Source organism: Paenibacillus lutrae (assembly GCF_009757775.1).
Classification (GTDB): domain Bacteria; phylum Bacillota; class Bacilli; order Paenibacillales; family NBRC-103111; genus Paenibacillus_F; species Paenibacillus_F lutrae.
In genome coordinates this window covers 141,969-167,294 of sequence record NZ_RHLK01000004.1, presented here as the reverse complement: position 1 = coordinate 167,294, position 25,326 = coordinate 141,969, and the positions used below count along the sequence as shown (strand labels likewise).

The 25,326-nt window shown below is 52.4% G+C and carries 17 protein-coding genes; 16 read left to right on the top strand and 1 reads right to left on the bottom strand.

From position 1 onward, the window contains the following. Nucleotides 1-128: 128 nt before the first annotated feature. On the bottom strand, nt 129-797 hold the full coding sequence (locus tag EDM21_RS10050; protein ID WP_157335199.1) for a hypothetical protein: 669 nt from the start codon (nt 795-797) through the stop codon (nt 129-131). Nucleotides 798-1,090: 293 nt separating this feature from the next. On the opposite strand from EDM21_RS10050, the gene coxB reads away from it, so the two are divergent. The 16 genes from coxB (at nt 1,091) to EDM21_RS09970 (ending at nt 25,189) form a co-directional block, all read left to right on the top strand. Continuing rightward, the gene (coxB, locus tag EDM21_RS10045; RefSeq protein WP_157335197.1) at nt 1,091-2,089 is read left to right on the top strand and encodes a cytochrome c oxidase subunit II; all 999 of its coding nucleotides are present in this window, start codon (nt 1,091-1,093) and stop codon (nt 2,087-2,089) included. Between the two features lie 92 nt (nt 2,090-2,181). Then, nucleotides 2,182-4,011: a cytochrome c oxidase subunit I gene (gene ctaD / locus EDM21_RS10040; RefSeq protein WP_157335361.1), complete on the top strand. Its 1,830-nt coding sequence runs from the start codon at nt 2,182-2,184 to the stop codon at nt 4,009-4,011. Then, complete coding sequence (locus EDM21_RS10035; protein WP_157335195.1) at nt 4,008-4,628, top strand: cytochrome (ubi)quinol oxidase subunit III; 621 nt, start codon at nt 4,008-4,010, stop codon at nt 4,626-4,628. The genes ctaD and EDM21_RS10035 overlap by 4 nt, the downstream gene beginning before the upstream one ends. Nucleotide 4,629: 1 nt before the next feature. After that, nucleotides 4,630-4,941: a cytochrome C oxidase subunit IV family protein gene (locus EDM21_RS10030; RefSeq protein ID WP_157335193.1), complete on the top strand. Its 312-nt coding sequence runs from the start codon at nt 4,630-4,632 to the stop codon at nt 4,939-4,941. A 133-nt stretch (nt 4,942-5,074) separates the two neighbouring features. Next, nucleotides 5,075-5,902 carry a cytochrome c oxidase assembly protein gene (locus EDM21_RS10025; protein ID WP_157335191.1) on the top strand — a complete coding sequence of 276 codons (828 nt, stop codon included), beginning with the start codon at nt 5,075-5,077 and terminating at the stop codon, nt 5,900-5,902. A gap of 53 nt (nt 5,903-5,955) precedes the next feature. Further along, complete coding sequence (locus EDM21_RS10020) at nt 5,956-6,411, top strand: DUF420 domain-containing protein (protein ID WP_068776853.1); 456 nt, start codon at nt 5,956-5,958, stop codon at nt 6,409-6,411. Nucleotides 6,412-6,621: 210 nt separating this feature from the next. Then, nucleotides 6,622-7,368, top strand: coding sequence for a hypothetical protein (locus EDM21_RS10015; RefSeq protein ID WP_157335189.1), 747 nt, complete (start codon nt 6,622-6,624; stop codon nt 7,366-7,368). A 73-nt stretch (nt 7,369-7,441) separates the two neighbouring features. Continuing rightward, nucleotides 7,442-7,933: a GntR family transcriptional regulator gene (locus EDM21_RS10010; RefSeq protein ID WP_338043958.1), complete on the top strand. Its 492-nt coding sequence runs from the start codon at nt 7,442-7,444 to the stop codon at nt 7,931-7,933. Continuing rightward, complete coding sequence (locus EDM21_RS10005; protein ID WP_338043957.1) at nt 7,930-8,904, top strand: ABC transporter ATP-binding protein; 975 nt, start codon at nt 7,930-7,932, stop codon at nt 8,902-8,904. Before EDM21_RS10010 ends, EDM21_RS10005 begins: the two co-directional genes overlap by 4 nt. A gap of 57 nt (nt 8,905-8,961) precedes the next feature. Continuing rightward, the gene (locus tag EDM21_RS10000) at nt 8,962-9,864 is read left to right on the top strand and encodes an ABC transporter ATP-binding protein (protein ID WP_157335187.1); all 903 of its coding nucleotides are present in this window, start codon (nt 8,962-8,964) and stop codon (nt 9,862-9,864) included. Continuing rightward, on the top strand, nt 9,857-11,173 hold the full coding sequence (locus EDM21_RS09995; protein WP_157335185.1) for an ABC transporter permease: 1,317 nt from the start codon (nt 9,857-9,859) through the stop codon (nt 11,171-11,173). Before EDM21_RS10000 ends, EDM21_RS09995 begins: the two co-directional genes overlap by 8 nt. A 339-nt stretch (nt 11,174-11,512) precedes the next feature. Next, nucleotides 11,513-12,979, top strand: a complete 1,467-nt coding sequence (locus tag EDM21_RS09990) for an exonuclease/endonuclease/phosphatase family protein (protein WP_338043956.1) — start codon at nt 11,513-11,515, stop codon at nt 12,977-12,979. Continuing rightward, nucleotides 12,976-17,547 (top strand): DUF6603 domain-containing protein, encoded by a 4,572-nt coding sequence (locus EDM21_RS09985; protein WP_157335183.1) that lies wholly within the window; start codon nt 12,976-12,978, stop codon nt 17,545-17,547. The genes EDM21_RS09990 and EDM21_RS09985 overlap by 4 nt, the downstream gene beginning before the upstream one ends. Then, nucleotides 17,540-19,927: a hypothetical protein gene (locus tag EDM21_RS09980; RefSeq protein WP_157335181.1), complete on the top strand. Its 2,388-nt coding sequence runs from the start codon at nt 17,540-17,542 to the stop codon at nt 19,925-19,927. Before EDM21_RS09985 ends, EDM21_RS09980 begins: the two co-directional genes overlap by 8 nt. Continuing rightward, the gene (locus EDM21_RS09975; RefSeq protein WP_157335179.1) at nt 19,927-23,742 is read left to right on the top strand and encodes a hypothetical protein; all 3,816 of its coding nucleotides are present in this window, start codon (nt 19,927-19,929) and stop codon (nt 23,740-23,742) included. Before EDM21_RS09980 ends, EDM21_RS09975 begins: the two co-directional genes overlap by 1 nt. Next, the gene (locus EDM21_RS09970; protein WP_157335177.1) at nt 23,729-25,189 is read left to right on the top strand and encodes a hypothetical protein; all 1,461 of its coding nucleotides are present in this window, start codon (nt 23,729-23,731) and stop codon (nt 25,187-25,189) included. The genes EDM21_RS09975 and EDM21_RS09970 overlap by 14 nt, the downstream gene beginning before the upstream one ends. Nucleotides 25,190-25,326 lie beyond the last annotated feature (137 nt).

Below are 25,326 nucleotides of genomic sequence, written 5' to 3'. Positions count from 1 at the left end.
TAATTATGCTTTTTAAGCATCGGGGCACGATTTATGCAGCAGCAGAGAATGGAAAGAAGGATTCGGATTGGTGATTTTGGGCAAGCTGATGAGTGATGGTATTTTTACGGGGCACATAATTCACATAATTAAGGAAGTTTCTCCGTGCCGAAGATTTGAGTGACACCTTTATTAAATTCGCCGATATAGGGCTGCAAAGATGCGCCTGCGGTTGAATACAGCTTATAAGAGTTTAACTGGTTAATGAAATTCCGGTTGGCCGAAATGTAAACGTCGTGGACCTGAGGATCGGCGGCCCGTATTTTCTCTGCAATGCGCTGTTTAAAGATGTGGGATAAGTTCCGGTGATCCTTTACAGTGTCGTAGCCAAGAAAGTCTGTTGCCAGTTCATTCGTGTATAGATTCTGGTAATAGGGTTGCGGCATGTTATTTTTAGGATCAAGAGGTCCTCGGGTAAAACGCTCGTTTCCACCGGATTTAGTGCCGGCGGCGGATCGGTCCAGCATAACGGCTACATAAGCGTTGTTTTCCGTACGCATGACAATAGCGCCCATCACTCCGTGCATCGCGGCTATTTGGGTGGAAAGGTTATGATCGTAGGCCATTGTACGGTTATTATGGATGATTGATTTGGCCTGTTGTTCCGTTTGATAGGCTCTGGATTGATTCAGGCTTTCCTTCCTCTGCTGGACCAGACCGTAATTGGTTTCTTTGGGATATGTGTTGGTACATCCGGAAGTGAACAGAATAAGCGCGCAGGCAGACAGAAGCGGAATAGAGCGGCGAAGTGTAGTCATAACGATTTCGATACCCCCTCGGACAGATGTGTTGTAATTTAGGATGAGGCGGGCCCGGATGAATTATACTTGGCAATGTGAAGCATATTAAAGTTAAAAAATCACGCCTCCAATAAAAAAAACCAGGGGGACATCTGAAAATTTGACGGCTTTTAGAACAATTTGTGAACTTCTGTAGAAGAATTGACAAAAAAGTTTTACCTAATTATAGTTAATTAAGTGATAAGGTTGATTGACATAGGCCTGTCGTTCGTGGTAAAAATATTGGTTTACAAAAGTGGGGTTGATAAGCAATGAGTCGATGGAAAAAGAATTGGCGTCTGGTCCCCCTATTTGCGGTGATGACGTTCCTCCTTGCGGGTTGTGGAGACCCGACGCTATCCGCTTTGCGGCCAAGAGGCCCGGTGGCAGAAGAGCAGTTATTCTTAATGAAAATCTCGCTCGCCATTATGCTATTGGTTGTAGTAGTGGTATTTGCGCTGTATTTGTTCGTAATCATCCGTTTCCGTAAACGGAAGGGGCAAGAAGGTGTTCCCAAACAAGTAGAAGGAAACCACGTACTGGAGATTGTATGGACGGTCATTCCAATCCTGCTGCTTATCGTGCTAGCTGTTCCAACGGTGTATTATACGTTTAAACACTCCACGAACCATGTGCAGAACAAGGATGCTATCCATGTAAAAGTAACCGCTCACCAATTCTGGTGGCAGTTTGAATATCCGGAACTGGGCATTTCGACTGCACAGGATCTAGTCATTCCAAAAGGTAAAACGATTGCGCTGGAGCTGACTTCTGCCGACGTTACTCACTCCTTCTGGGTTCCGTCCCTGGGCGGTAAGCTCGATACGAATACCGGTATGACGAACATCTACTATTTGCAAGCAGATGAAGTGGATGTATTTAAAGGCAAGTGCGCAGAGCTTTGCGGTTCGTCTCATACTTTGATGGACTTCAAGGTAAAATCGCTTGAACAAGCCGATTTTGACGCTTGGACCCAGAATATGAAGACTCCGGCTGTCATTGCAGCTGATGCGAAGCAGGGCGAAGAACTGTTCAAACAGAAGTGCCTGCAGTGCCACGCTGTTGATGCTCAAGGACTTGGCTTCGGACCTAACTTGAACGGATACGCGGATCGTGAAATGCTTGCTGGCGTTCTGGAGCATAACGATCAGAAACTCAAAGACTGGATCAAGAACCCGCAAGCTGAAAAGCCAGGAACCTTGATGCCTATCGTTCCTCTGGAAGATAAGCAGATTGATGAAATTATTAAGTATATGAACAGCTTGAAGTAGGACTTAGCAAAAAGGAGGTTAATACGTTGGCACAAGCACACGCTCACGCAAATGCGCATGCGCACCATCAAGTCAAACGCTATACGGGTTTGATGGATTGGCTTACCACCGTGGATCATAAGAAGATCGGCATTCTGTATTATCTCGCCGGCGGACTCTTCTTCCTGATCGGTGGTCTAGAAGCAATTTTGATCCGGATTCAGCTGATGAATCCAGATTTGAAGCTTTTCATCGGAGATACGTTCAATCAGCTGACTACGATGCACGGAACGACGATGATCTTCCTCGCGGCGATGCCGATGATTTTCGGATTTATGAACGCGCTTATCCCTTTACAAATCGGGGCTCGCGACGTTGCCTTCCCGTTCTTGAACTCACTCGGGTTCTGGCTTTTCTTCTTCGGAGGCGTACTCCTTAACCTTTCCTGGTTTCTGGGAGGCGGTGCGAACGCGGGCTGGACAGCGTATACGCCACTGTCGACCATTACAACCGACTCAGCGTTAGCTGTAACGGTTGGGGGTAATGTAACAGGCGTTGACTTCTATGTGCTCGGATTGCAGATTGCCGGTCTCGGTACTCTGATCGGGGGTATCAACTTCCTCGTAACGATCATTAACATGCGTGCGCCAGGCATGACTTACATGCGTATGCCGATGTTTACATGGGCATCCCTGATCACGTCCGCACTGATTTTGTTCGCTTTCCCGGCCATTACGGTGGGCTTGGTCGCGTTAATGTTCGACCGCATATTTGACGGTGCTTTCTTTGATCCGGTTCGCGGCGGCAGTACGATTCTATGGGAGCATTTATTCTGGATCTTCGGGCACCCCGAAGTATACATTCTGATTCTTCCTGCTTTCGGTATCATCTCTGAAATCGTCAGTACGTTCTCAAGCAAGCGACTGTTCGGTTACAGCTCCATGGTATTTGCAACGGCTCTGATCGGATTCCTGGGCTTCATGGTTTGGGTCCACCATATGTTCACGGCTGGGCTGGGGCCTGTTGCCAACTCGATTTTCTCGATTGCAACAATGGCCATTGCCGTACCGACAGGTATCAAAATTTTCAACTGGATTTTCACCTTATGGGGCGGACAAATCCGCTTTAATACATCGAACCTTTTTGCAACATCGTTTATCCCTACGTTCGTAATGGGCGGGGTTACAGGCGTTATGCTTTCCGTTCCGGCTGCTGACTTCCAGTACCACGATACGTATTTCGTTGTCGCTCACTTTCACTACGTAATCGTAGGCGGTCTGATTCTTGGCTTGTTCGCCGGTTCTTACTACTGGTGGCCTAAGATGTTCGGCCGTATGCTGAACGAAACACTGGGTAAAATACATTTCTGGACCTTCTTCATCGGGTTCCACCTGACATTCTTCCCTCAACATTTCCTTGGTCTGATGGGTATGCCTCGCCGCGTATTCACTTACGATCCGGGTCTGACCGCAGGTAACCTTGTCAGTACGGTTGGCGCAATTCTGATGGGTGTCGGTACCATTGCCTTCATCATTAACATCATTGCGACGAACAGAAAGCCGATCGACGCTCCTAACGATCCTTGGGATGGCCGTACGCTCGAGTGGACAATTCCGTCCCCGGCTCCTGAGTATAACTTCAAGCAGACCCCGCTTGTACGCGGTCTGGATGCACTATGGAAAGAAAAAATGGCGGGCAACAAAGAGATGACGCCGGCGGAACCTGTCGGTTCGATTCATATGCCGTCACCTTCTATCCTGCCGCTGGTTATGTCCCTTGGATTGTTCATAGCCGCATTCGGTTTCATGTATCACACCTATGTGGTATCCATTATCGGTATCGGTATTACACTGATTTGTATGGCTCTTCGTTCCATCTATGACGATCATGGCTGGCACATTGAACCGGAGGAGCTTAACGAAGACAAGGGGGTTAAACGATGAGCGCGCATACGCACGAAGCGGACACTCTGCCCCTTGAGCCTGAGAAGGCAACCCTCGAAGGCAAGAATAAAGTCCTTGGATTCTGGCTTTTCCTTGGCGGGGAAATGGTATTGTTCGGCACCTTGTTTGCCGCTTATATTGCCCTTCGGAACCAAATTCCGGATGGCCCGACTCCACAGGAATTGTTTAAACTGTCAACAGTAGCTTGGGCAACCATGATCTTGTTGACAAGCAGCTTGACGAGTGTGTTCGCTATGATGGCTATGCACCGTCATGATCTTAAGATGATGCTGATCTGGCTGGGCGTTACAGTCGCTTTGGGACTTGGATTCTTGGGTCTCGAGATTTATGAATTCTATGAATACGTGCATGAAGGTCACGGCTTTACGACCAATGCATTCTCAACTTCTTTCTATACGCTTGTCGGCTTCCACGGGGGCCACGTAGCATTCGGTATTCTCTGGATCACTCTTCTGATTATCCAGGGTACACGTAAAGGTCTGACTGTTGTAACGGCGCCTAAGTTCTATGTTGCCAGCTTGTACTGGCACTTTATCGACGTCGTATGGGTATTTATCTTTACGGTCGTTTATCTGATGGGGAAGGTGGGTCCTTAAGATGAGCACACACGAAACGACTTCACCAAGTAAACGTCACAAACACCCGAGTCCTGCGAATCATTATTATTCGTACATTGCGTCCATCCTGCTGACTATGATTGCGTTCTTGCTGGTCATGTACGGAGGTCTCGACAAAACGTTCTTGTACGGTTTCTTGCTCTTCATGGCCCTCATCCAGGTAACGCTTCAGTTGGCCTATTGGATGCACATGAAAGAAAAAGGACATTTGTTTCCGATTATCGGTATTATTTTCGGCGGAATAGTCGCATTGACAGCAGTCGCTGCGGCGGTATTCTGGATGTGGTGGTAAGTTAGTAGAATAGAGGCGGCTTCGTTGGCTTTGATGCAACAAGCCGTCTCTTTCTATAACAAGAACGGGAAGTTGAATGGTTGCTGACTAAAGCATTGCACGACTATTAAATTTAAAAGGAGATGACACAGCGATGGGTTTTTTTGATCTGTGGAACCCGGTTGTCCTGCTGTTCGTTGTCGTTGTCGGCCTGGTTTATCATAATCTGACTTCTCCATCTAAGGCGGTAGCTGAAGGTAGAGAGCCACTCCGTACAAAGCAGAGATTGTCCTTCTACACAGGGCTCGCTTTGTTCTATATCGGACAAGGAAGTCCCTTGAGCTATATCGGACACCATTACTTGTTCAGTGTGCACATGGTGCAGCAATCGATTCTGTATCTGATTATGCCGGTCTTTATCTTGAACGGCATACCGGACTGGTTGATTCGCCCTATTTTTAAAAATAAAATTGCTAGAGGAATCTTGAAATTTGTCACACAACCTTTGATTGCGATCTTGGCGTTTAATCTGTTATTCTCTATATATCACCTTCCGTTAATTATGGATGCGCTGATGAAGAGTGAGTGGATGCTGACAGGTTATCATACGCTGCTTCTGCTAACGGCGTTTGCTATGTGGTTCCCGGTGTTCGGTCCGCTTAAGGAATATGCGAACTACTCCGGATTAGTGAAGATGGCTTATATTTTCGGTAATGGAATCTTATTGACTCCGGCTTGTGCGCTTATTATTTTTGCAGATGTATCGCTGTATGAGATGTACCGGAATGCCGTTGTGCCTTTCAGTGCTTTACCGTTACTGGAGGATCAGCAGCTCGGAGGCGTCCTCATGAAGATTATTCAGGAAATCGTGTACGGCACTGTGCTTGCCATGGTTTTCTTCAAATGGTATCGAACGGAGAGGGAGCAGGAAGAAGAGTTGTCGGATGAGCCCAGCGAGAAAAGCGGCCTGACAACGGCGTAATAAGCCTGCAAGAGCCCCTCCGCCCAATAAAGGAAATGGATGGGATCTCAATCATGCATGTATTACCTACAATCAGTACGATGTTTATTGTGATTAGCGCCATTTTTGTCGGTTTCGGATGGTATCATATTCGCAAAGGGAATCGTGAGACCCATACGAAATTAATGATTGCGGGTGCGATCTCGGCACTGACATTTTTTACGATCTATATGTCCCGCACTATTTTTCAAGGGAATACAGCCTTTGACGGACCGGAGAATTTGAAGCTGGCTTATCACCTCTTCTTGTTCTTCCACATTACACTCGCTACGGTGGGTGCTGTGTTCGGTATTGTAACCCTCATTCTTGCGTATAAGAAGAACTGGATTCGTCACCGCAAGCTGGGCCCTATTACCGCGACCATTTGGCTCTGTGTAGCCCCGACGGGTGTGATGGTGTACATTCTGCTTTATGTGCTGTATCCGGGCGGCGAGACCAAACCGCTCATTGATGCCATTTTTGGTCTATAAAGAGGTATGATTATAAGAAGCAGCCCTTATTTCTTCGGAAAATAAGGGCTGCTTTTTTTTGTATGAGAAAAGATGGAAATGGTTATTGCTTTGTTGTGTATATACTGTTAATATAAATATACACAGTAAGCACAGTAAGCACAGTAAGCACAGTAAGCACAGTGATCCCACTACATGCAGTAATTTTAAATACTTGAATGAGGTGTCTCGATGAACAGCACATGGGAGAATATCTGGTGGCTGGCTAAACAGGAATTAAAAATGGTTCGTATGGGCTATCTATGGAGTTTTTTATACGCGTTGAATGCTCTGTTCGTTATTACTATTTTTGGGGGGACGGGCAGCGATCTGCTCGTTTCAGGATATCCCCAGCTATTTCTGATAACGGTGTTCAATTTCTTTATGCTCACGGTTATTCAGGTTTTTGGTTATCCTTTTGACTCGCGTTATATGAATTATTGGAAGAAAGACTCTTATACAAAACGTGTTGTGCTTTTAAAAATGCTGCCGGTGACAAACAGGGAGATCATCCTCAGCCGCTACGTGAGCTATCTGCTGTATGGTGCTTTGTATATCGTTTTGCTTTTTGCAGGAATAAAAGTCTGTATGGCTTTCGGCTTGATTGAATCGGTCAGTTGGGGAACTTGGACCGGGATGCTCGTGACTTGGTATAGTACAGTGTTGTTCGCCGGAGCGTTTTATTTATATGGTGAAATGTCGATGCGGGGAAGATCGTTTTTTAAGATGGGATTCGTCATGATGGGATTTGCGCTTCTGGTATCCATCGCTCTCTCGGTGACTGGAGGATTCTTGGTATGGACTATCGTTATTAATAGGGTGGAGGAAGACGGAGCATTGCTGCCTGTACTTTCATTCCTGACTGGTGCTCTTACGTTGTACTTGTCCTGGAAACAGCTTGAGAAGAAGATGGCAAACAGAGATTTCTACTCGTCCTAATAATTGGCCGCAAGATTCAATAGGTTGAAGGAAACGGCTGTGGATTTAAACGTTTGAAAGCAGGTGAACGATTGTGCATATTCCGATTCAAATTTCGCCGGATAGTCCAGAGCCTATGTATCATCAAATTCAAGTGCAGCTTAAAGCACTTATTCTAAGCGGTCACCTCCCGGAAGGGACACTGCTGCCATCGATAAGAGAGTTTGCCAAAGATTTGTCGTGCAGTGTGATTACGATCCGCCGTGTATACCAGGACCTGGAGACGGAAGGCATTCTAAGAACGAGGCAGGGAACAGGAACATTCGTTGCCAAGGTGGGAACGGTAACAAGAGAACAATACCGGAAGGAAGCGGTGGTGGAAGCGATGAAAGAAGCGCTGCGGAGCGGCTTGCGGGTAGGGTGTTCGGTTGAGGAACTGAGAGTGCTATTTGAAGAAGCTCTGGTGGAGTTAACGGCTGAGAAAGCGGCAGGTGCTGAGACTGGTGTGAACGGCCCTCTGGAGAGCCCTGCAGCGGTCAAGCAAATCCGGACAGTAGAGGGTCAAGAGGAGGTGGAATCTCAGTGAGTGGATATGCAGGGATGCGAGAATCGATGACCCGTAGCCAGGAAGCAGGCAGCAGCACAGGTGACGGGCCTGCCGTCCGTATGAGCGGAATTGTGAAGAGGCTGGGCGAGCTGACACTCGGTGCGCTCGATTTCGAGATCGAGCCGGGGACAGTGGTTGCCTTGGTAGGCCCGAATGGTTCCGGCAAAAGTTCGATATTCCGCATGCTGATGAATCTCTCCAAACCCGACCAAGGCGAGCTTCGGGTGCTCGGAAAGGTTTATGGCAGCGATAAAGATGAAGCGGATGTCAAACGCCGGATGGGCTATGTACCCGAGGAATCAAGCTGGGATGAGCTTGGTTGTACGACGATCAGGCAGCTGCACCATTTTGTGTCGCGGTGGTATCCATCCTGGAATGAAACACTCTACCGGCAGCTGATGATTGACTTTGAGCTTCATGAAGGGATGAAACTGAGCACACTCTCCAAAGGGATGAAGCGTAAATTAAGCTGCATCCTCGCCATATCCTATGAACCGCAGGTTCTGCTCCTGGATGAGGCTACATCCGGACTGGATCCGTTCGCATCCAAGCGGATGATTGAACAGCTCGTGCGCTATATGGACGGCGGAGAGAGGAGTATATTCTTCTCTACACACGTGATGGAAGAGGTCAGGCGGCTGGCGGACTATATTGTGTATGTCAACCGGGGAAGATTCGTTGGCGTGTTCGAGAAGGACCGGCTGCTGGATGATTGGAAAAAAATCTGGGTACGCGAGGCGCCTCAAGCAGCGGCAGGGCAGCTGCCCGGGGTGGTGGCGATTGAGCAGGGAAAGGACGGGGGACTGGTCCAGATCATTTCGGAGGCTTCCGCGGAAACCGAAGCCGCCCTCTCCGTGCAGGGAATCGTCCCGATTCGCGTCACGGGTATGGAATTGGAAGATATTCTAGAAATTCTGGGAAGACAAGATAGGGAAGCATCTGAAGAATAAGGCACTTGCAGCCAGTTAGCCTATCCATTCCAGGAAATTGAAAGGGGAAAGCAGAGGATGAAACCATTAGAACTAGAACAGGTGTCTAAACAATACGGGGACAAAACGGCAGTTAACCGGATTTCTCTGGGAGTGAAAGCGGGAGAGATTTACGGTCTGCTGGGGGGCAATGGAGCCGGTAAAACAACGACCATGCGGATGTCGCTCGGATTGATATATCCCGATGAAGGCAGCATCCGCTGGAATGGAAAGGGATTCAGCGAAGAGCTTCGCAAGATCATGGGTTACCTGCCTGAAGAGCGCGGCCTGTATGCCAAATACAAAGTATCAGAGCAGCTCGTCTATCTGGCTGAGCTGCGCGGGATTAAACGCAAAGAGGCGGATAAGGCGCTTAAGCAGTGGCTTGAGAAGTTCGAGGTGCCGGAGTATTACGATAAACGTGTCGAAGAGCTGTCCAAAGGGAATCAGCAGAAAATACAGTTCATTGCTTCTGTACTGCATGACCCGGAGGTCATTATTATGGACGAAACCTTTAGCGGGCTTGATCCTGTAAATGTGGAACTGCTCAAGAGCACAGTCAAGGAATTGCGGGATAAAGGCAAAGCCATTCTATTCTCCAGTCACCGTATGGATCATGTGGAAGAATTGTGCGAGAACATTTGCATTCTGCATAAGTCAAACACTGTGCTGCAGGGCAATTTGCGCGAGATCAAGCAGTCTTTTCCAAAAGAAAGGGTTCTTCTTGAAACCAAAGAGCCTGTTCAGGCGCTTGATCAGATCCCGGGGGTGCTCTCGGTACAGAGGCATCTAAACGGCTATGAAATCCGCATTAGCCAAGCCGAAGCGGCTCAGCGAATAGTAAAACAGGCGGCTTCCGCTACAGATATTTTACGTTTTCAAATTATGGAACCGACACTGAATGAAATCTTTATCGCAAAGGTGGGACATTCGCATGAATAACATGATGACCGTAATCCGGTTTACTTTATTTAACCGGCTGAAGACGAAGTCGTTTAAAATATCGACGCTCATTTTTGTGCTCATGATCTCTCTAGTCGTGAATTTACCCGCTATTATGGAATCTTTTGCTCAAGACGACGGGGATAAAGCCGTTAAGGTCGGAGTGATGGCAGCAAAGCCGGAGCTTAGTGAACAGTTAACGCAGTACTTTGCCAAAGCGCAAGAGGGCGGTCTGACTGCCAAGATCGAAATAGTGCCGATGAACCGTGCGGACAGTGCAGAGGCTGAGAATGCCCTGATCCGTGAAAAGTTGAAAGCGGAGGAAGTGAAAGGGGTTCTCGTGGCGGCAGAAGCGGCGCAAGGAGAATTCCCGGCTCTGGTGTATAAGACAGAAGATGCCGGTTTCTCTCTGAGCTCCGGCGGAGATTCCACGGCTGTAGCCCTCCAGACCGCGCTGCAGACGATTAAAATGAATGCGGCTGTCATTCAGTCGGGCATCGATTCGGCTGTGCTGGCGAAGATCCAGGAGCCTGTCAAGCTGACCTCCGAGTCTATCTCGGTCAACGAGAATCCGGTTAAGAGCAAAGAGGAAATGGGCATTGCCTTTGTTCTCGTCTACGCTCTCTTGTTCCTGCTGTACATGAGCGTAATCGGATACGGCAGCATGGTCTCTACGGAAATCACGGCGGAGAAGAGTTCACGTGTGATGGAAATTCTAATCTCCAGCGGTTCGCCGCTGAAGCAAATGTTCGGTAAAATTATCGGGATCTGCCTGCTCGGACTGCTTCAACTTGTTCTGATCGGGGTGGTCGTAGCTGTAAATCTGATGTTCCCTTGGAACGTAGATGTCATCAAGGACATGAATATAGACCTGTCCCTGCTTCCATTGGATCTTCTCGCTTACTTCCTACTGTTCTACCTGGGGGGATTCTTCATCTATGCGACGATCTTCGCCGCAATCGGCTCGCTTGTAAGCCGCAGTGAGGAAGTGCAGCAGGCGGTTATGCCGGTTACGATTCTCATCATTGTCGCGTTCATGTCGGCGATGTTCGGCTTGCAGAACCCGGATGCTCCGTTTGTCGTCGTCATGTCGTTCATTCCGTTCTTCTCCCCGCTGATTATGTTCCTGCGGATCGGCTTGGGGACGCCGGCAGCCTGGGAGATCATTCTCTCCATCGGGATCATGCTCGGCTCGATCTTTGCTCTTGGCTGGCTCGCCGCCAAAATCTATCGCACGGGCGTGCTCATGTACGGCAAGCGTCCTTCGTGGAAAGAGCTGCGTAAAGCGATGAAGGCTTTTGAGGGGTAGAGGTAATACGTTAACTAAGTATGTATGATTTATCATACCTATCGGTTAAATTTTCGCGTGTATATGAATGGTATATGATGAGAACGATTTTCTCGATAGTCCGAGACTGCTTTTTTTTGCAGTCTCTTTTTTTGTTTTTCGCCCAGCTAAAGTTCGTTCGGTTCAAGACTTATTAATAGATCAAAGAGAATAGAATAAAGCGACAACTATCGTTTTTTTCATACAAATTTCGATTATTTTCGTTAAAAAATGGTATTCAAGTCCTGGTAAATTTTATATGATCAAGTTGCGGTCTTGGAATTATTTGGGCCAGCCTTACGGAGAGCGGGGAGACCGGGCGTGTCCCATTCATTGAAGCTGTTGTCATGGAACATTGAGAAGTTTAATGCGGATAAAATGAATGATGATTTTTTTATCAAATATGTCGCGCGGGTCATCCGGCTTATGGAGATCGATGTCGCAGGCATAATGGAAATCGTCGGCTGGATCGGCAATGAAGTGTGCACCGCCGTTGTCAATGAATTGAACCAGCAGGAGCAGCAACAGGTGACCGGCGTCGTGTGGAGCGGGCAAGCGAGCGAGATGACGCCCAGCGCGCCGAACGAGCAGTATGTATTTGTGTGGAAGTCGGGCTTGTTCAGTTCCGTGGAGTGGAAGCTGTGGAACGTGCTAGGCGAGAACGCGTTCGATACGTTTTTCGCAACCAACAATATTACCGATGAAGACGAGAAGTTCCAGGTGACCCAAAGCCTGGCTAAAAACGGATGGATGAACGACTCATTTATGGTGCCTTATAGCGCTTATAGCAAGCTGGTAGCCGATCCGCAAAATTTGGATTGCACAAAAAAAAATCCGATGCTTAATTTGACCGCTCAACAAAAGCAGGATTTGTCGGCCATTCTCACGGCTTATGCTCCGGAGACCTTTCCGTATCCGAGGTCGCGGCCGCCGTTCATCTTGCGAGTAACGACAGCGGATACAAACACGGTCATTACATTTGTTCTTTTGCATGCGCCCGGCCCGAGCGATACGTCGCCGATCACGGCCAGCAATCAGATTAGTTTAATCGATCCGGTTATCCAGGCGGATGCAGGCGTCGTAATGGGCGATTTCAACGTCACCGAGGCATGGGCGAAAAAAACTTGGGCGCTGCAATACTATAATTGGGACCTGGGAAGGCTTCGTTACGTTCTGGACGACAGCGGACAGTACATTTTTGCCGCACCTTTCCAGCGTTTGACCGGACCTGATTTCGCTTCCCATTCGACAACTCAACCGGCGCTGACGACGGTACAAAACTATAGTTTCCGGCTGCAGGACGATCTGACCAGTATGACCTCGACGCTGGTGGCCCCGGATGCGATCGCCGACAGCACGGTGATGCAGTCCATATTGTCCAGTCCGTATGATAAATTTTTTGTCCGTTCCGCTCAGACAGACCCTTCTGATCCTTATGTGTGCAATTTGGTGGATCTGACCACTCCTAAGGAAGTATGGACCGGGGTGATAGATACGGACGGCAATCCGGTCCAAGAGACCCGTTCTACGACGCCAAGCACGTATCAGCGGGATTTGAGCTCACTGACGGCGGCTATCTACAACAATTGGTACAACCGTCATGCCGGCAAATCATCAAGCCTTAATTTACAGCAGATTCCGAAGCTGAACGTAAGGCCCACCACATTGCGGGAGGCGCAATATGCTTATTATTACGCCATCAGTGACCATATGCCGATCTGCATGGAGCTGAAGTACGCGGCGGACCCGGACAACGACATGACGGTGGAAGGAGTCAATTTCGAATGAGCTTGCTCGATACTTTACTCGGCATGTACGACACCGGAACGCAGCAATTGAATTTGAATATGACGGCGCTGGGTGCATGGACGGCTCCTTTGGCGCAATCGTCCGGAAGCGGAGCGTGGCAGTTCAGCGGTGTCGCACAGTCTCCATCCGAACAGGCGGGGACGATTACCTTTGCAGCGTCCGGCTTGAAGCTTACGGGGACGACACCGCTGATCCTGTTTCCAGCCCAACAGTTTTCGTCTATTCAATGCGCCATTTATAACGCGGATACGAGCCCGGTTTTTGTTATATCCGCTTTCACTTCATCGAATTGGAATTTGGCTAATTCCTTTCCGGGCTTGCAAGGAACATTTTGGGAGGATCTTGCGGTCAAAACGGACGATGCGTCCCGATTGCCTCGTCTGCTGCTTGCTTCGGGCACGGTTGTGGAACCGAGCCTTAATCGCAGCTTGTCTGCGGGCGTGTCCTTCTTTGCGGTGTTCGATGAGACGCAGGGGCTGTTCGCTCCAGCTTCGTGGATAGTCGGTCCGGCTCCCGTCGGCTTTGGCGCCATTGTGCCGGCGGCGGGGCTTGGCACTAGTCTGGATGTAGGTTTAGAAATATCCACCTCCACGAACGGCTTCCCGGGTATTTTCAACAATTTGCAAATACCGCTTGCCGCCTCGCTATCGTTCGATCCCGCCGATCAGGACGCAACGCCCGGTTTGAGTTTCTCCGCCCAGTTAAGCTGGGGAGGGCAGCAGCAGACGCTGAGCGCCGTGCTGCCATCAGAATCGGGGGGGACGGTAGAAATCGGACTGACCGGACAACTGGCGCTTCCCGGACAAGCGGAGCTTGCCGATTATTTTGGCGGAACAAGCATTACTTCCTATTTGCCGGACCCGTTCAAAAATGCTATGAACAGCATTTGCATAAGCGGTTTGTATTTAGGAGTCGGTCTCGGGTCAAAAAAGCTGGAATACGCGAAAGTGACGATATCGGCCCTTACAGATACTTCTCTTGATATTATCGCGGACTATATTGAAGTCGAAAATATTGCGGTGTCGGTCACAGTCAACGATCCGTTTGGCAGCCCGTCGGCAGCATACCGCATGACCGGAGGACTGGATATCGGAGGCGTAGAGCTGGATGTTGCCGCCGATCTGGTGCCTACGATCATGTCACAGGTTCTGTCGGTCAGCGTCGATCTGGCACAGGGGGAACAGCTGAATTTGACCGCGATCGCGGAGAAGTTCGGACTGCCCTCGGGAGCTCCGAGCGTCATGCTGACCGAGTTCCATATGGGAGGATCAACGGACGGCACGTTTTATGTGGGCGCTTCTTTGGAAGAAATACCGACCGGCAGCGGGCAGCAGGCTTTCGTTCTGAGTGACCTGATATTTGAACTGGACTACAGCAGCCAGGCGGAGCCGGCTACTACATTCAGTATGACGGGATCGATGACCATCGCCGGGGTAGACGCGGTCCTGTCGCTGACTGCCGGGAACGGCTGGGAAATTCAAGGGGAGACGGGGACGGATACGCCAATCCCTATCGGGACGCTCATAGAAGATTTCGGAAATCGGTATGGACTTACATTCCCGAATCCGGTATCCAGTCTCGAGCTGCACAATGTTGCGTTTACTTATACGAAGACGGCCGGAGCTGCGCAGGGCAGTTTCTCGTTCAGCTGCGAGGGAACCTTTACAATCGATACCGCTCCGGTATCTGTCGCCGTCACGATCGACATGGAGCCGGATGCGACCGGGAACGGCTATCATTCGACATTCGGCGGAACGATAACGATCGGCTCGCTAACGTTCGCTTTGATCTTTGATACGGGCAATATGCAGTCGGACATTTTCGCCGCTACCTTCAGCGCCAGCGGCGATTCGCCTTCATCCATTTCTATTTATGAGCTTGTTTACGCACTTTCGCCTGAAGCGGCTTCTGTCGTTCCGCAAGATTTGGAAGTGGGACTGAAGGACGTGAAGTTTATCTACTACAAGGATGCTAGCGGATCAAAATATGCGCTGGGCCTTGATTTGTCTGCTTCCTTCAGCTTGAGCGATTTGCCGCTTATCGGCAGCGATATGAGCGGAACGGATGCATTCAAGGTGAACGATCTTCAGTTTCTATATGCGTCCCAGCCGTTCGCGGCCGCAGAAGCCGGAGCGGTGAACGCACTGCTCCCGCAAGGAGTTTTTCCGCTGCCGTCCGCCGGCTTTGGCTCCGGTATGACCGTCGGAACCGAACTGCAATGGGGCGGGCAAACACAGACGTTCATGCTGGCTATGGGATCAACCTCCGCCACCCGCACGCCAGCGAAGAGAAGTTATGGCGCAGTGGGCAGCGTATCCGATTCAACGACATCGGCATCCGCGCAATGGTTAAGCATCCAGCGCTCGTTCGGTCCGGTTGCTTTGAACCGGATCGGAGTCAGCTATCAGAATGGCCTGCTCTGGTTTTTGCTTGACGGTTCGCTGTCGGCGTTCGGGCTGACCATTACGCTAAACGGAATGGGCTTCGGTTCTCCGTTATCGGCGTTCGAGCCGCAATTCTCGCTTCTCGGGCTCGGATTTGATTTGAAGGAAGGACCGCTGGAGATCGGCGGTGCTTTTTCCGAGGTATCGCCTGCGCCGGACGGCACCGCTTTTTCCTATGAAGGCGGCGTCGTAATAGAAACGGAAAGTTTCTCTATAGAGGGGATCGGCTCCTATGCCCAACTGACGGACGGACAGCCTTCCATGTTTGTATTTGCCACGGCCAGCGCGGCGCTTGGCGGACCGCCGGCGCTGTTTATGACGGGCTTGTCTGCCGGTTTTGGATATAACAGCTCCATGGCGATGCCTGCGCCGGAGCAGGTGGCGGATTTTCCTTTGATGGCTCTGGCAGGGGGAGGGACGCCGCCGCCGCTCCTGGGGCTGTTGGCTGAGCTTGACGGAACTGCGGATTACGCGCCGGGCAAGCGGCAAGCTTGGATCGTTCCAAGTAGGGGCGACTCCTGGCTCGCCGCCGGCATCTCTTTTCAATCCTTCGGGCTTATTCAGAGCCAAGCGCTTTTGCTGGGGAAATTCGGTAGTGATCTGGAATTTGCGCTGCTCGGAACATCAATGTTGCGTCTTCCAAAATCCGGCGATACGGTGTACGCTCAGGCGGAGCTTGAGCTGCAGGCGATATGGAAGCCGTCGAGCGGATTTTTCGGTCTTACTGCCTTGCTGACTCCGGATTCGTTCGTGCTGGATCCGAGCTGTCATTTGACAGGGGGCTTTGCCTTTTACTTATGGTATGACGGACCGAACGCCGGGCAATTTGTAGCGACATTAGGAGGCTATCATCCGGCGTTTCAGCCGCCATCCTATTACCCGTCAGTCCCGCGGCTTGGTATCAATTGGGCGCTCAGCGATCAGTTTCAAATCGAGGGGGATGCTTATTTTGCCATAACGCCGGGGTCGATTATGACGGGGGGAGCGCTCAAAGCGCTGTATCATGACGGCAATCTGAAGGCATGGTTCACCGCCAATGCCGATTTGCTGATTACATTCAATCCATTCAGCTTTCAAGCGGATATTAGCGTAAGCATAGGTGCGTCTTACCGGATCAATCTGTTGTTTACGAGCAAAACGATCAGTGCAGAGCTTGGAGCGTCGCTGGAGTTGTGGGGGCCGCCGACCGGGGGAAAAGCCCGCGTTCACTGGTGGATTATCTCATTTACGATCGATTTCGGAGCGGATGCGAGTGCCGCTCAGAGCGACCCGCTTGCTTGGGAGCAGTTCAAGCCGCTTCTTCCGGCGCTTGACAGCGTTGTGACCATAAAAGCGGCGGGAGGGCTGGCGCAGAGCCCGGCTGCCGGAACGAATGGAAGCGGCTCGAAGCTGGACGATTCGGACCTTGGCTGGCTCGTACGGGCCGGAACATTTAGCTTTATAACGCAAACTGCGTTTCCGGCAAGCCATTATGCGGCCGGTTCAAGCCTTGCGGCTATCCCGGACCCTGCCTATCCGAACGGATATTCCGTTCAGGTCCGGCCGATGAATACGACGGACGTGTCGGCTTTGCATCAAATTGTCATTGAACAGGGCGGCAGCGAGATCGACTTGTCAAGCTGGACGCTTGCGCCATACGGCTCGAACTTGCCGTCGGCGCTATGGGGAGAGCCGCTTAAAGATGCGGCCGGACAGTTTGTGCTTAACCCGCAGGTGCCCAACGCCGATACGGTGGCGAATGTGCCTTCCGGATTAGCGGTTTCTCCTCCGCAGACGGAGCTCGGAGCTTCCCGCTCGGCGCTATCCGGCGAACTGCTCGCTTTTGAGGATTTATCGCCGCAGGGTGAAATGCCGCTTGCTTTGTCTGCCCAGGCAGAGCCGCTCTATGTTCCGGTATTCGCCGAGGATACGCCGGATTCAATAGCAGCCATTATGGGAACTGCGATGCAAAATAGGAACAGCATTTATGAAGTGTTAAGCGGATTGCAGATTTATACGGGCAGCAACGGTTCGCTTGCAGGGCTCGCTTCGCAGGCGGACAGCTTGTACTGCGATTCCCCGCTGCAGGTTGCCGCCGCAGGAAGGAGCAGGCGAGATGGCTGACAGTTTGCCGATAGGAGATATCCGATTTTACGACAATAAGATACCGGGGCTGGAAGCCGGCACATATACGGTAACGGTAAGTCACCAAATCGAAGGGTTGGGATTGTCGGCGGCGGAGCAGCAGCAGTTAACGGCTGTGCAGTCGTTCACGGTGTCTGGTCCGCAATTTGCGCTTGATGCATCGGAAATCCACAGCGTCGTGCCGCCCGCGACCGCATCGGGTGATTTCGGTGGCGAATTGCCGCATATTGTGCTGAACGAGCCTATTCTTCCGTGGGAGAGGAGCATGAGTACGGCCGGAACGCCGTGGCTCGGCTTGTTAGTTTTCAAAGAGGGAGAATTGCTTCCGGGGGATCCCGACGCGACGGATGCCGCGACCTGCGCCATCCGGACGACTGCAGGCGATTTTATGGCCTTGCAGGGAAGCGGAGATATTCTGATACCTCCTGGTCTTGTAAAAGATCCGGCTGTGCCGGACAGTCTTTCTTGCCGGTATATCCAGATGAGCAAAGAGCAATTTCAGGCGATGACGCCTTACGCTGCCGAGCTTCCCTACTTGGCGCATGTGAGGGAGATCAACGCCGGGGATAAGGCTTCAGCGGGGGATGACGGCTGGTATGGCGTCGTCGTTGCGAACCGACTCGTGGCGTCCGATCAGGACGGCGGGAATTATACCGTTCATCTCGTGTCGTTCGAGGGGATGGAAAGCATGATGGCGGCGGATGCCTCTATTGCACAGCCAACCGTGGCGCTGTTATCGATGACTTCCTGGTCGTTCCGCTGCCTGTCGTCAGACGGCGAGAACTTTGGAGGGCTTGCGGCGGGAATTGCGCAAGGCGGCATGTCCGGCGGAGAGTACAATCCGGATCTGCTCTGGCTGCGCCATCCGCAAGCCGGTCAAGTGACGGCCGGCGATGCCGCCCATACCGAAGCGGCAAATCGGCTGATGAACGGCTACGTGGCGCTGCCGTACCATACCCGCACCGGCGAGGATACTTTTGCATGGTATCGGGGGCCACTCGCTCCGGCGGTGCCGGCAACGCTTGCCAAAAGCACACCGTTTCTGTCGTCGGACGCCGCTTTGATCTATGATGCCGGTAACGGCTTGTTCGATTGCTCGCTTGCTTCCGCTTGGGAGATCGGCCGATTTATGGCGCTTGCCGACGAAAGCTTCGGACGCACGCTCCTCCAGTACCGGCAGCAGAGCACGGGACTTACGCAAAAGCTGTATGCGCATGCGGAGGCTCACGGGCTAACGGAAGCCGGCGATTTGCAAAAGCTTGCGCATCCCGGAGCTGTCAAGCATTCGTGGCTGGACACGCTTGCAAAAGATCTTGGACGGCTGATAGGAAGGAAGCATTCTGGAGAATCCGCAGAATCTGCAGAATCTGAGCAAGCATCCGTTCCGGCGGCATCCGGCGCTGTCCGCAAGCGGGCGGAATCTCCGTCTTCGGACCGGGCAGCTTCATTGCGCCGGTTCATGCAGCAGGAGGATATTCGTCAAATGGTTCGTGACGGCGCAGCGGAGCCGCTGCAAGCGGCAGCGGCTTGGATTGCCCGCAAAATGCTGCTGGAGAATGTGCCGTTCGGTCATTTGGTTCCTATAGAATCGATGCTGCCGCCGGAATCCATTCGCTTCTTTTATATGGATATGAATTGGATGGATGCGATGCTTGACGGGATGATGTCCGTTGCGATGCAATCCCGTCTAGATACGCTCGCTTATCAGCTTGACAAAGAAGCAATCGTAGCGGCTGTTAAGAGCAATCTGGAAAGCTACGGGAACGGACTTCAGGGGGACGGAGCCGATCCCGGTCCAGACGGGGAGACGCGTGTAGCGGGCTTTTTACTCCGATCCGCCCTAGTGTCGGGCTGGCCCGGAATGTCGGTGCGCGCATTCGATGCCCAGGGCAATCCATTAAAACTTCTTCGTCTCTTCCGGCTTTCTTCCGGCATAATGCTCGCATTGTTCTGGGGGGTGCCGGCCAGTCTGGCGTTCAGTGAGCCTCAGGAAGGTTTACGCTTCGGTATAGACGATGCCGGCTCCCTTGATTTGCGCAGCCTTTCAACTACTAACGCGCAATATCCGTTCGGCAGCGAACTTGGCATCCATTTGCCGTTGTCCGGGGATTATTTGCGGAACGGGGAGTATTTGAATTTGAATCCGGACGATCCGAATGGACTTGTCCAGTCCGTCGCCGGGCTGATATCTCAGAAGCTGGCGGAAGGGGCGCTTGCTATAAGCCCGTCCGATCTGGCGCTGCAGCTGGTTAAGGCGCCGGAGCGGCAAATATTTGTGCCTGATAGCTCGGCTCTCGCCTTGCCGGAAAACGGCAAGCAGGAGCGGGAGACAGGCCGTAACCAAGGAGGGAACGATTAATGGCCGATCCGATTGTGCTTGTGCCAATGGAAGTAAGCGCCTTGTCGGCGAACGCATATGTGCTGCAAAATCAGCCGTTCCGCCGATGGGAGGAGACATACGGCAATATTGCTCAATTTGACAGCGCGGAGCCGGGACTAACCGACGTGACGGGCGGATTCGGAAGCTCCAACACGGGTGTTTATTTGCATTGGAAGCTGCCGGATGCTTGGACGCACGGGTACCAGCAGCCCGATTCGCAACAGGTGGAGTATCCGCTAACTCCGAACCGCTGGCTTATCGTACGGCTAAGCGGCCCGCTGGCCGCAAGAACGGCATCCGCTTTCGTTGTGGAAAGCGACGCCCCCGGAACGGCCGATTCCAGCGTCTGGCTGTTCGATCCCGACATTGTGTCCGCATGGGAGGGTAGCGCCGATCCGCTGCGTCAGCAGGCAGGCAGCGCTTTGAGTGGTGCGGGACCTTTTATAACGGGCATGCTTGGAAGGTCCTTTCAGTTGGCGGACTGGAAGGAGCAAGGAATTGAGCAATTGTTCGTGACAGCCGTTGCTCCGGGCAACCATCTGTTTAACGCTTATCAAAGCCATTGCCGCGAAGTTTTTTCATTTTACGATGCGCTTGCAGACGTCACGGAGCCTGACAGTACGCTCAGCTACTTGGTAGCCGGGTGGTATTCCAATGCAGCATCGGACCCGGTCGCTTCTTGTTTGAATGGGCAAACGGGGGATGAAGCGGAGCAGCTTCTGTCGGCGCTGTTGTCCGACTATGGCTGGTCGCTTGATAGAGCCGAGGGCGATCCGCTTCCGGCGGGAACGGTCTGCCATGGCATGGTATACGGGGTGGATTGGCAGCCTCAAGGCACGATACAGACGGTAAAAGACCGCTTTACGGCCGCAGGCGGGTCGATCAGCGTTGCGGTGGGAAATACGTCCATCGATGCTTTTGCCGCTATGATCGGGCAGCAGCTTCAGTCGCTGTCCGCAGGGGGGAATGCGGAGGCGGCTCAAATATTAGCGGAGCAGCCCAGTGCAGCCGCACTGCTTGAAGCGTTCCAGTATAACTTGCTGCACTTGGCCGACAGCGGCGATTGGGCCGGGCTTGATTACCGGATTCGGCAGGAGTGGTTCGGCTCAAAAGCCGGGGGGTACCGCTGGACAATCGTTGATATTGCCGCGGCGGATTCCGGAACGGGCGAAGGCGTGAACGACGAGAGCTGGCTGACCGGGCTGAATGCGGATCAAGCGGCCTTTGACGCGGCTCGTCTTCAATTGCACGATGCACAGTGGGAGCTGTACGCGACATGGTGGAAGGAGGGGCGTTTTGCTACTTATCCCGGCTTTGCGCAGCCTTCCGGCGTTACTCAGGCCCAATTTGGGATGGCGCTCGCAGCGGAAAACGATCCTTCGTACAATCCGGATCAGCCGCCCGGGCCGGCCAATATATACAGCGTGCCGAAAAAAGTGCTGGATTTGGCGAATCTTCTTAGCGGCACACTTGCTCCAAAGGTGCCTCAGCCGGTATATGCGGATGCTGCCACTACGCCTGAAGACGCGTTTCAGGCCGGTATCGCCGTTTTTGAGCAGCAATTGAGAGCGCAGGGCCTGCTGGCGCAAAACCGCGGGCTTAAAGCTGCGGCAGAGCCGAGATTTTGGCAAGCGCAAGATCCCGTCGTTCTGATTTCGGGAGCCGGCAATACGGCGGAGATTCCGCAGGCCGGCAGCCAACTCCCGTGCCGAATGACCACACAAACGATTGCCGGGCTTCAGAATGGCGGGACCGTTATTCCGGCTTCGTCAATTGCCGGATTGCCAGCTGTTCCGGCTTCGGCTGGAAATTTGGCGGAGATGCTGCAAGGCGCTTATAGTTCGGCTGATTTTGCCGCGGCGGTGTCGGCAGCAGCAGGGGCCTTGTTTACCGAGTGGCTTTTGTGCGACCCCGACAATGCGGCATCCATTTCCGTCACCTATCCGGCGTTTACAAGAGAAAGGCTGGCCGAGCACAACCCATCCGATTTTGAAGGGGGGCTTCCAGCGCTGCTGCCGGAACAATGGTCGCAGCCATGGAATCCGTTCATGCTGAAATGGGTCGCAGAGTGGTATCCGCTTCCTTCCGGCGGCAGCAACTGGACCTTTCAAGGGACGGATTATGCTTATACAGGAGGAAGCCAGACGCTGACTCCCCAGGCGATAGGCGGGGATTGTCTGCTTACGCCTCAAACGGCGTTCTTGTTCAGGAACCGGCTCATGCAAGCGGCCGCCGCGGGCGGCGATCCCGCCGATGCGGCGCTAGGACAGCTTGCCGACTTGATCGGGGAAGCGGACCAGTGGGATTTCATCTCCCAGCGCCTTAGCGGCTTCGGGGATCAGCTGTCGCTGCGCGATTCGCGAACGAATCAAGCGCCGGCTGCCGATGTCGCCTTTACGTTCGACGACGGCACGACACACACGCTCGCCGGGCTGACCGGCAATCAATTCGGCAGTCTGCCGCTTATTCTGGATACAGGCGGCACGACACCGTTTCAGGCCGTCCGGCAAGGACAGTTCTGTTTTTCTTATTTAGCGTTGTACGACGCTTTCGGTCAGGTGCTAGAAGTCGTGGGCGATTCCGGCCTGACGAGCTCGTCGCTGTTCGCGCCTGTTGCGGCAGAAGGTCTGAAGCCAGACACCCCGGTCGTGCAGGCCAATCCGCAGCGTTTTCTCCAATTGCCGCCTCGGCTGCTTCAGCCGTCGCGTCTTGATTTCCGCATGGTCGATGCGAACAATCCAGACCAGCCGACCGATCTGGATTCTGGCGCCAATCCGGTTGCCGGCTGGCTGATTGCGAACCATTTGGACGGATCGGTAGCTATTTATGGCGCGAATGGGGATGCGATCGGCGCAGTCAGCCAAAAAATTGGTGCGCATGGTGCGCCGATTCTGAGTTTGGCATTTGCTCCGGATGGCGGCTATCAGTCGCTTGCCGAACTGACGGAGGCTTCTCCACAGCTGGCCGCGATGCTGCAGGGGCTGCTTACGCAGAGCGCAGCCGCCTTTGAAGATTTTCTGGAAGCGATCGACAATACGCTCTGGACGGTCGATCCCGCCTCGGTCGGCTTGGACGAAAGTTTGGGCATCTTGTCCGGCAAGCCGCTTGCCCTTGTCCGCGCAGGCATGCAGCTTTCTTTGGCGGATCAGCCTCTTGGCGATACTAGCTGGGCGGCTACGTTCTATCCGCCGGTACCGGATTTCGTCGTCCAGCCGTTCGAGGTGAGGCTGGGCGATTCGGCCCTTCGCGAGGATGGACTCGTCGGTTACTTTTTGAACGGATCGTTTGATTCGTTCTATTGCGTGCAGCCGCCCGCCGAAGCGGACGGGTATTTGATTGCAATCGGGCAAGGGCAGTATATCCCGCTTCGTTTCGACGGCAAGACAAGCGCAGACCTGCTCATGCTCGTCGATCCGATGTCGGCCGTCCACGCTTTTACCGGCATTCTTCCCGCCCAGCCGGTCAAATTGGACAGGCGTTTCTTCGATACGGCTTTAGACCGGCTGTCCGTCCGATTACCGGTAGGGCCGATGCTGACGGCGGTGGGGCCCAATCCTCAGCCCATATCGGCTCCGTCAATGCCCGCCAGCGCCGTCAAGATTCCGGTTCCGGTAGAACGGGGGAGTTCGTGGACCTGGATGGAGCTTGCGGCGGCGGACGAGGTAACGGTACAGAGGCTTGCAGTGACCGATACGGATGGGAGAGCGGTTATAGACGGCAGCGATCGCTCCTTGAGAGAAGGACAGATGGTAGTTCAATTGAAAAAGGAGGAAGAGAAGCATGAACGAAAATGAATATGGGGCAGTCACGGACGCTCCGGTATTGCTGACCTATACGATTATGACTGACCCGGCGCCGCTGTCGGCGAGCACGCCGACCTACAATTCTTACGGCACGATTACGGTGACGGTATCTCCCGCCGCAGCGAGCGTTTATTGCAAAGAAATAGATATTTATATTCCATCCGGCATCGTCAGCCGGACGGATCAATTCGTCGCTTCCGCCGACAGCAGCAATTGGCAGACGCATGTGGGGAAAGAGGTTCCGGGCAATCAGGTCGGGCTTAATCCCCGTCTCAGCTATGTGCAAGTTAAATTTATGTGCAAATCGCCGGAGTTCTATTTGGTTACCAGTCCGGTCAATCTGACCGTAGGGATACAGCAATTGACGCAGCAGCCGGGATGGATCGGAAGTCTCGGCCTGACCGAAATGTCGACAAACGATTCGAGCCAGCCCTACATTTTGCGGTCGATGACATTCGGGGTTTCGGTTGGCGCGGCTCTGTTGTTTGCGCGCAACTTCACGGCAAGCGCAGCTGACGGAGGAGCCTCTCCGGCGGGCGTTTTTACGAACGGTCAGCCGATCCAGCTAAGCTGGGAAAGCAACGGAACCGAATTCCAAATTTTTGAGGCCGCCGGCTCCGGTCCGCTGTATACCGGTACGGATAATTCCTTCAAGCTGTCTTCGGGACTCGCGAAGACGACGACCTTCATTTTGGCTGCCAGCCAAACCGATCTCCGAGCCGAAACGCAGTATATTTACGATAGCGTCACCGTTGTCATTTCGAATGAAGATTCAACCCCTCATTCCGTTACGGCAGCCGGTACAGTATCGGGTGCATTAGTGGAATCGACAGGGGAAATGTTCGCTCAAGGCAAGTTTACCGCCAGCGGGGGAGCCAGCTTGGAAGGCCAAATAGACGTGAACGGCAATTTGACTATGATGGGTCCCGCGCATCTATCCGGCCCCTTAAATGTAGAGGGGGGGATCCAATGCAACGGTGAAATGTCTATAAACGGAACACTATCCGCGACCAATACGGCGGCATTTCAGTCCGTCATCGTTTCAGGCCTGCTCGGTTTGAGGGGCGGCAGCAATATATTCGGCGTTCCTATGTCTCTGTCGAGTGATAATGTCGCTTATATCGCTCATACAGACGGCTATGCAATAGCGACCATCACCCCTCCGGCCGGGGATGTTTCCTCGACGATTTCGACTTGCATCGTTACTTTGCAGGCCTCAATAGCAGGGGGGATTCCATATGAAGTGTCTGTAACAGGTGGCGTGGCGACCGCATACAACTCCGCATGGACAACGGTCAATTGGTATAGTCCGAACAGCATTACGCTGCCTGTGCCGCAAGGATACAAATGGAAAATTACAGTCAACCAATGCAGCAAAAATGACATAAATCCGACCGTATCGCTGTTTTGGATTCCGCTCGGAAACAATGAAGGTTAGGGTTGACAAGTATTTCCCGAAGCCCGTAATAAAGGAACTATCTTATTCAGAAAGGAGGCCAATCGGACATGACGTATATCATTCAGACAAGAAATGCTGCCAAGTCCCAATTGAATATCCCGTTCATTGTTCATTGG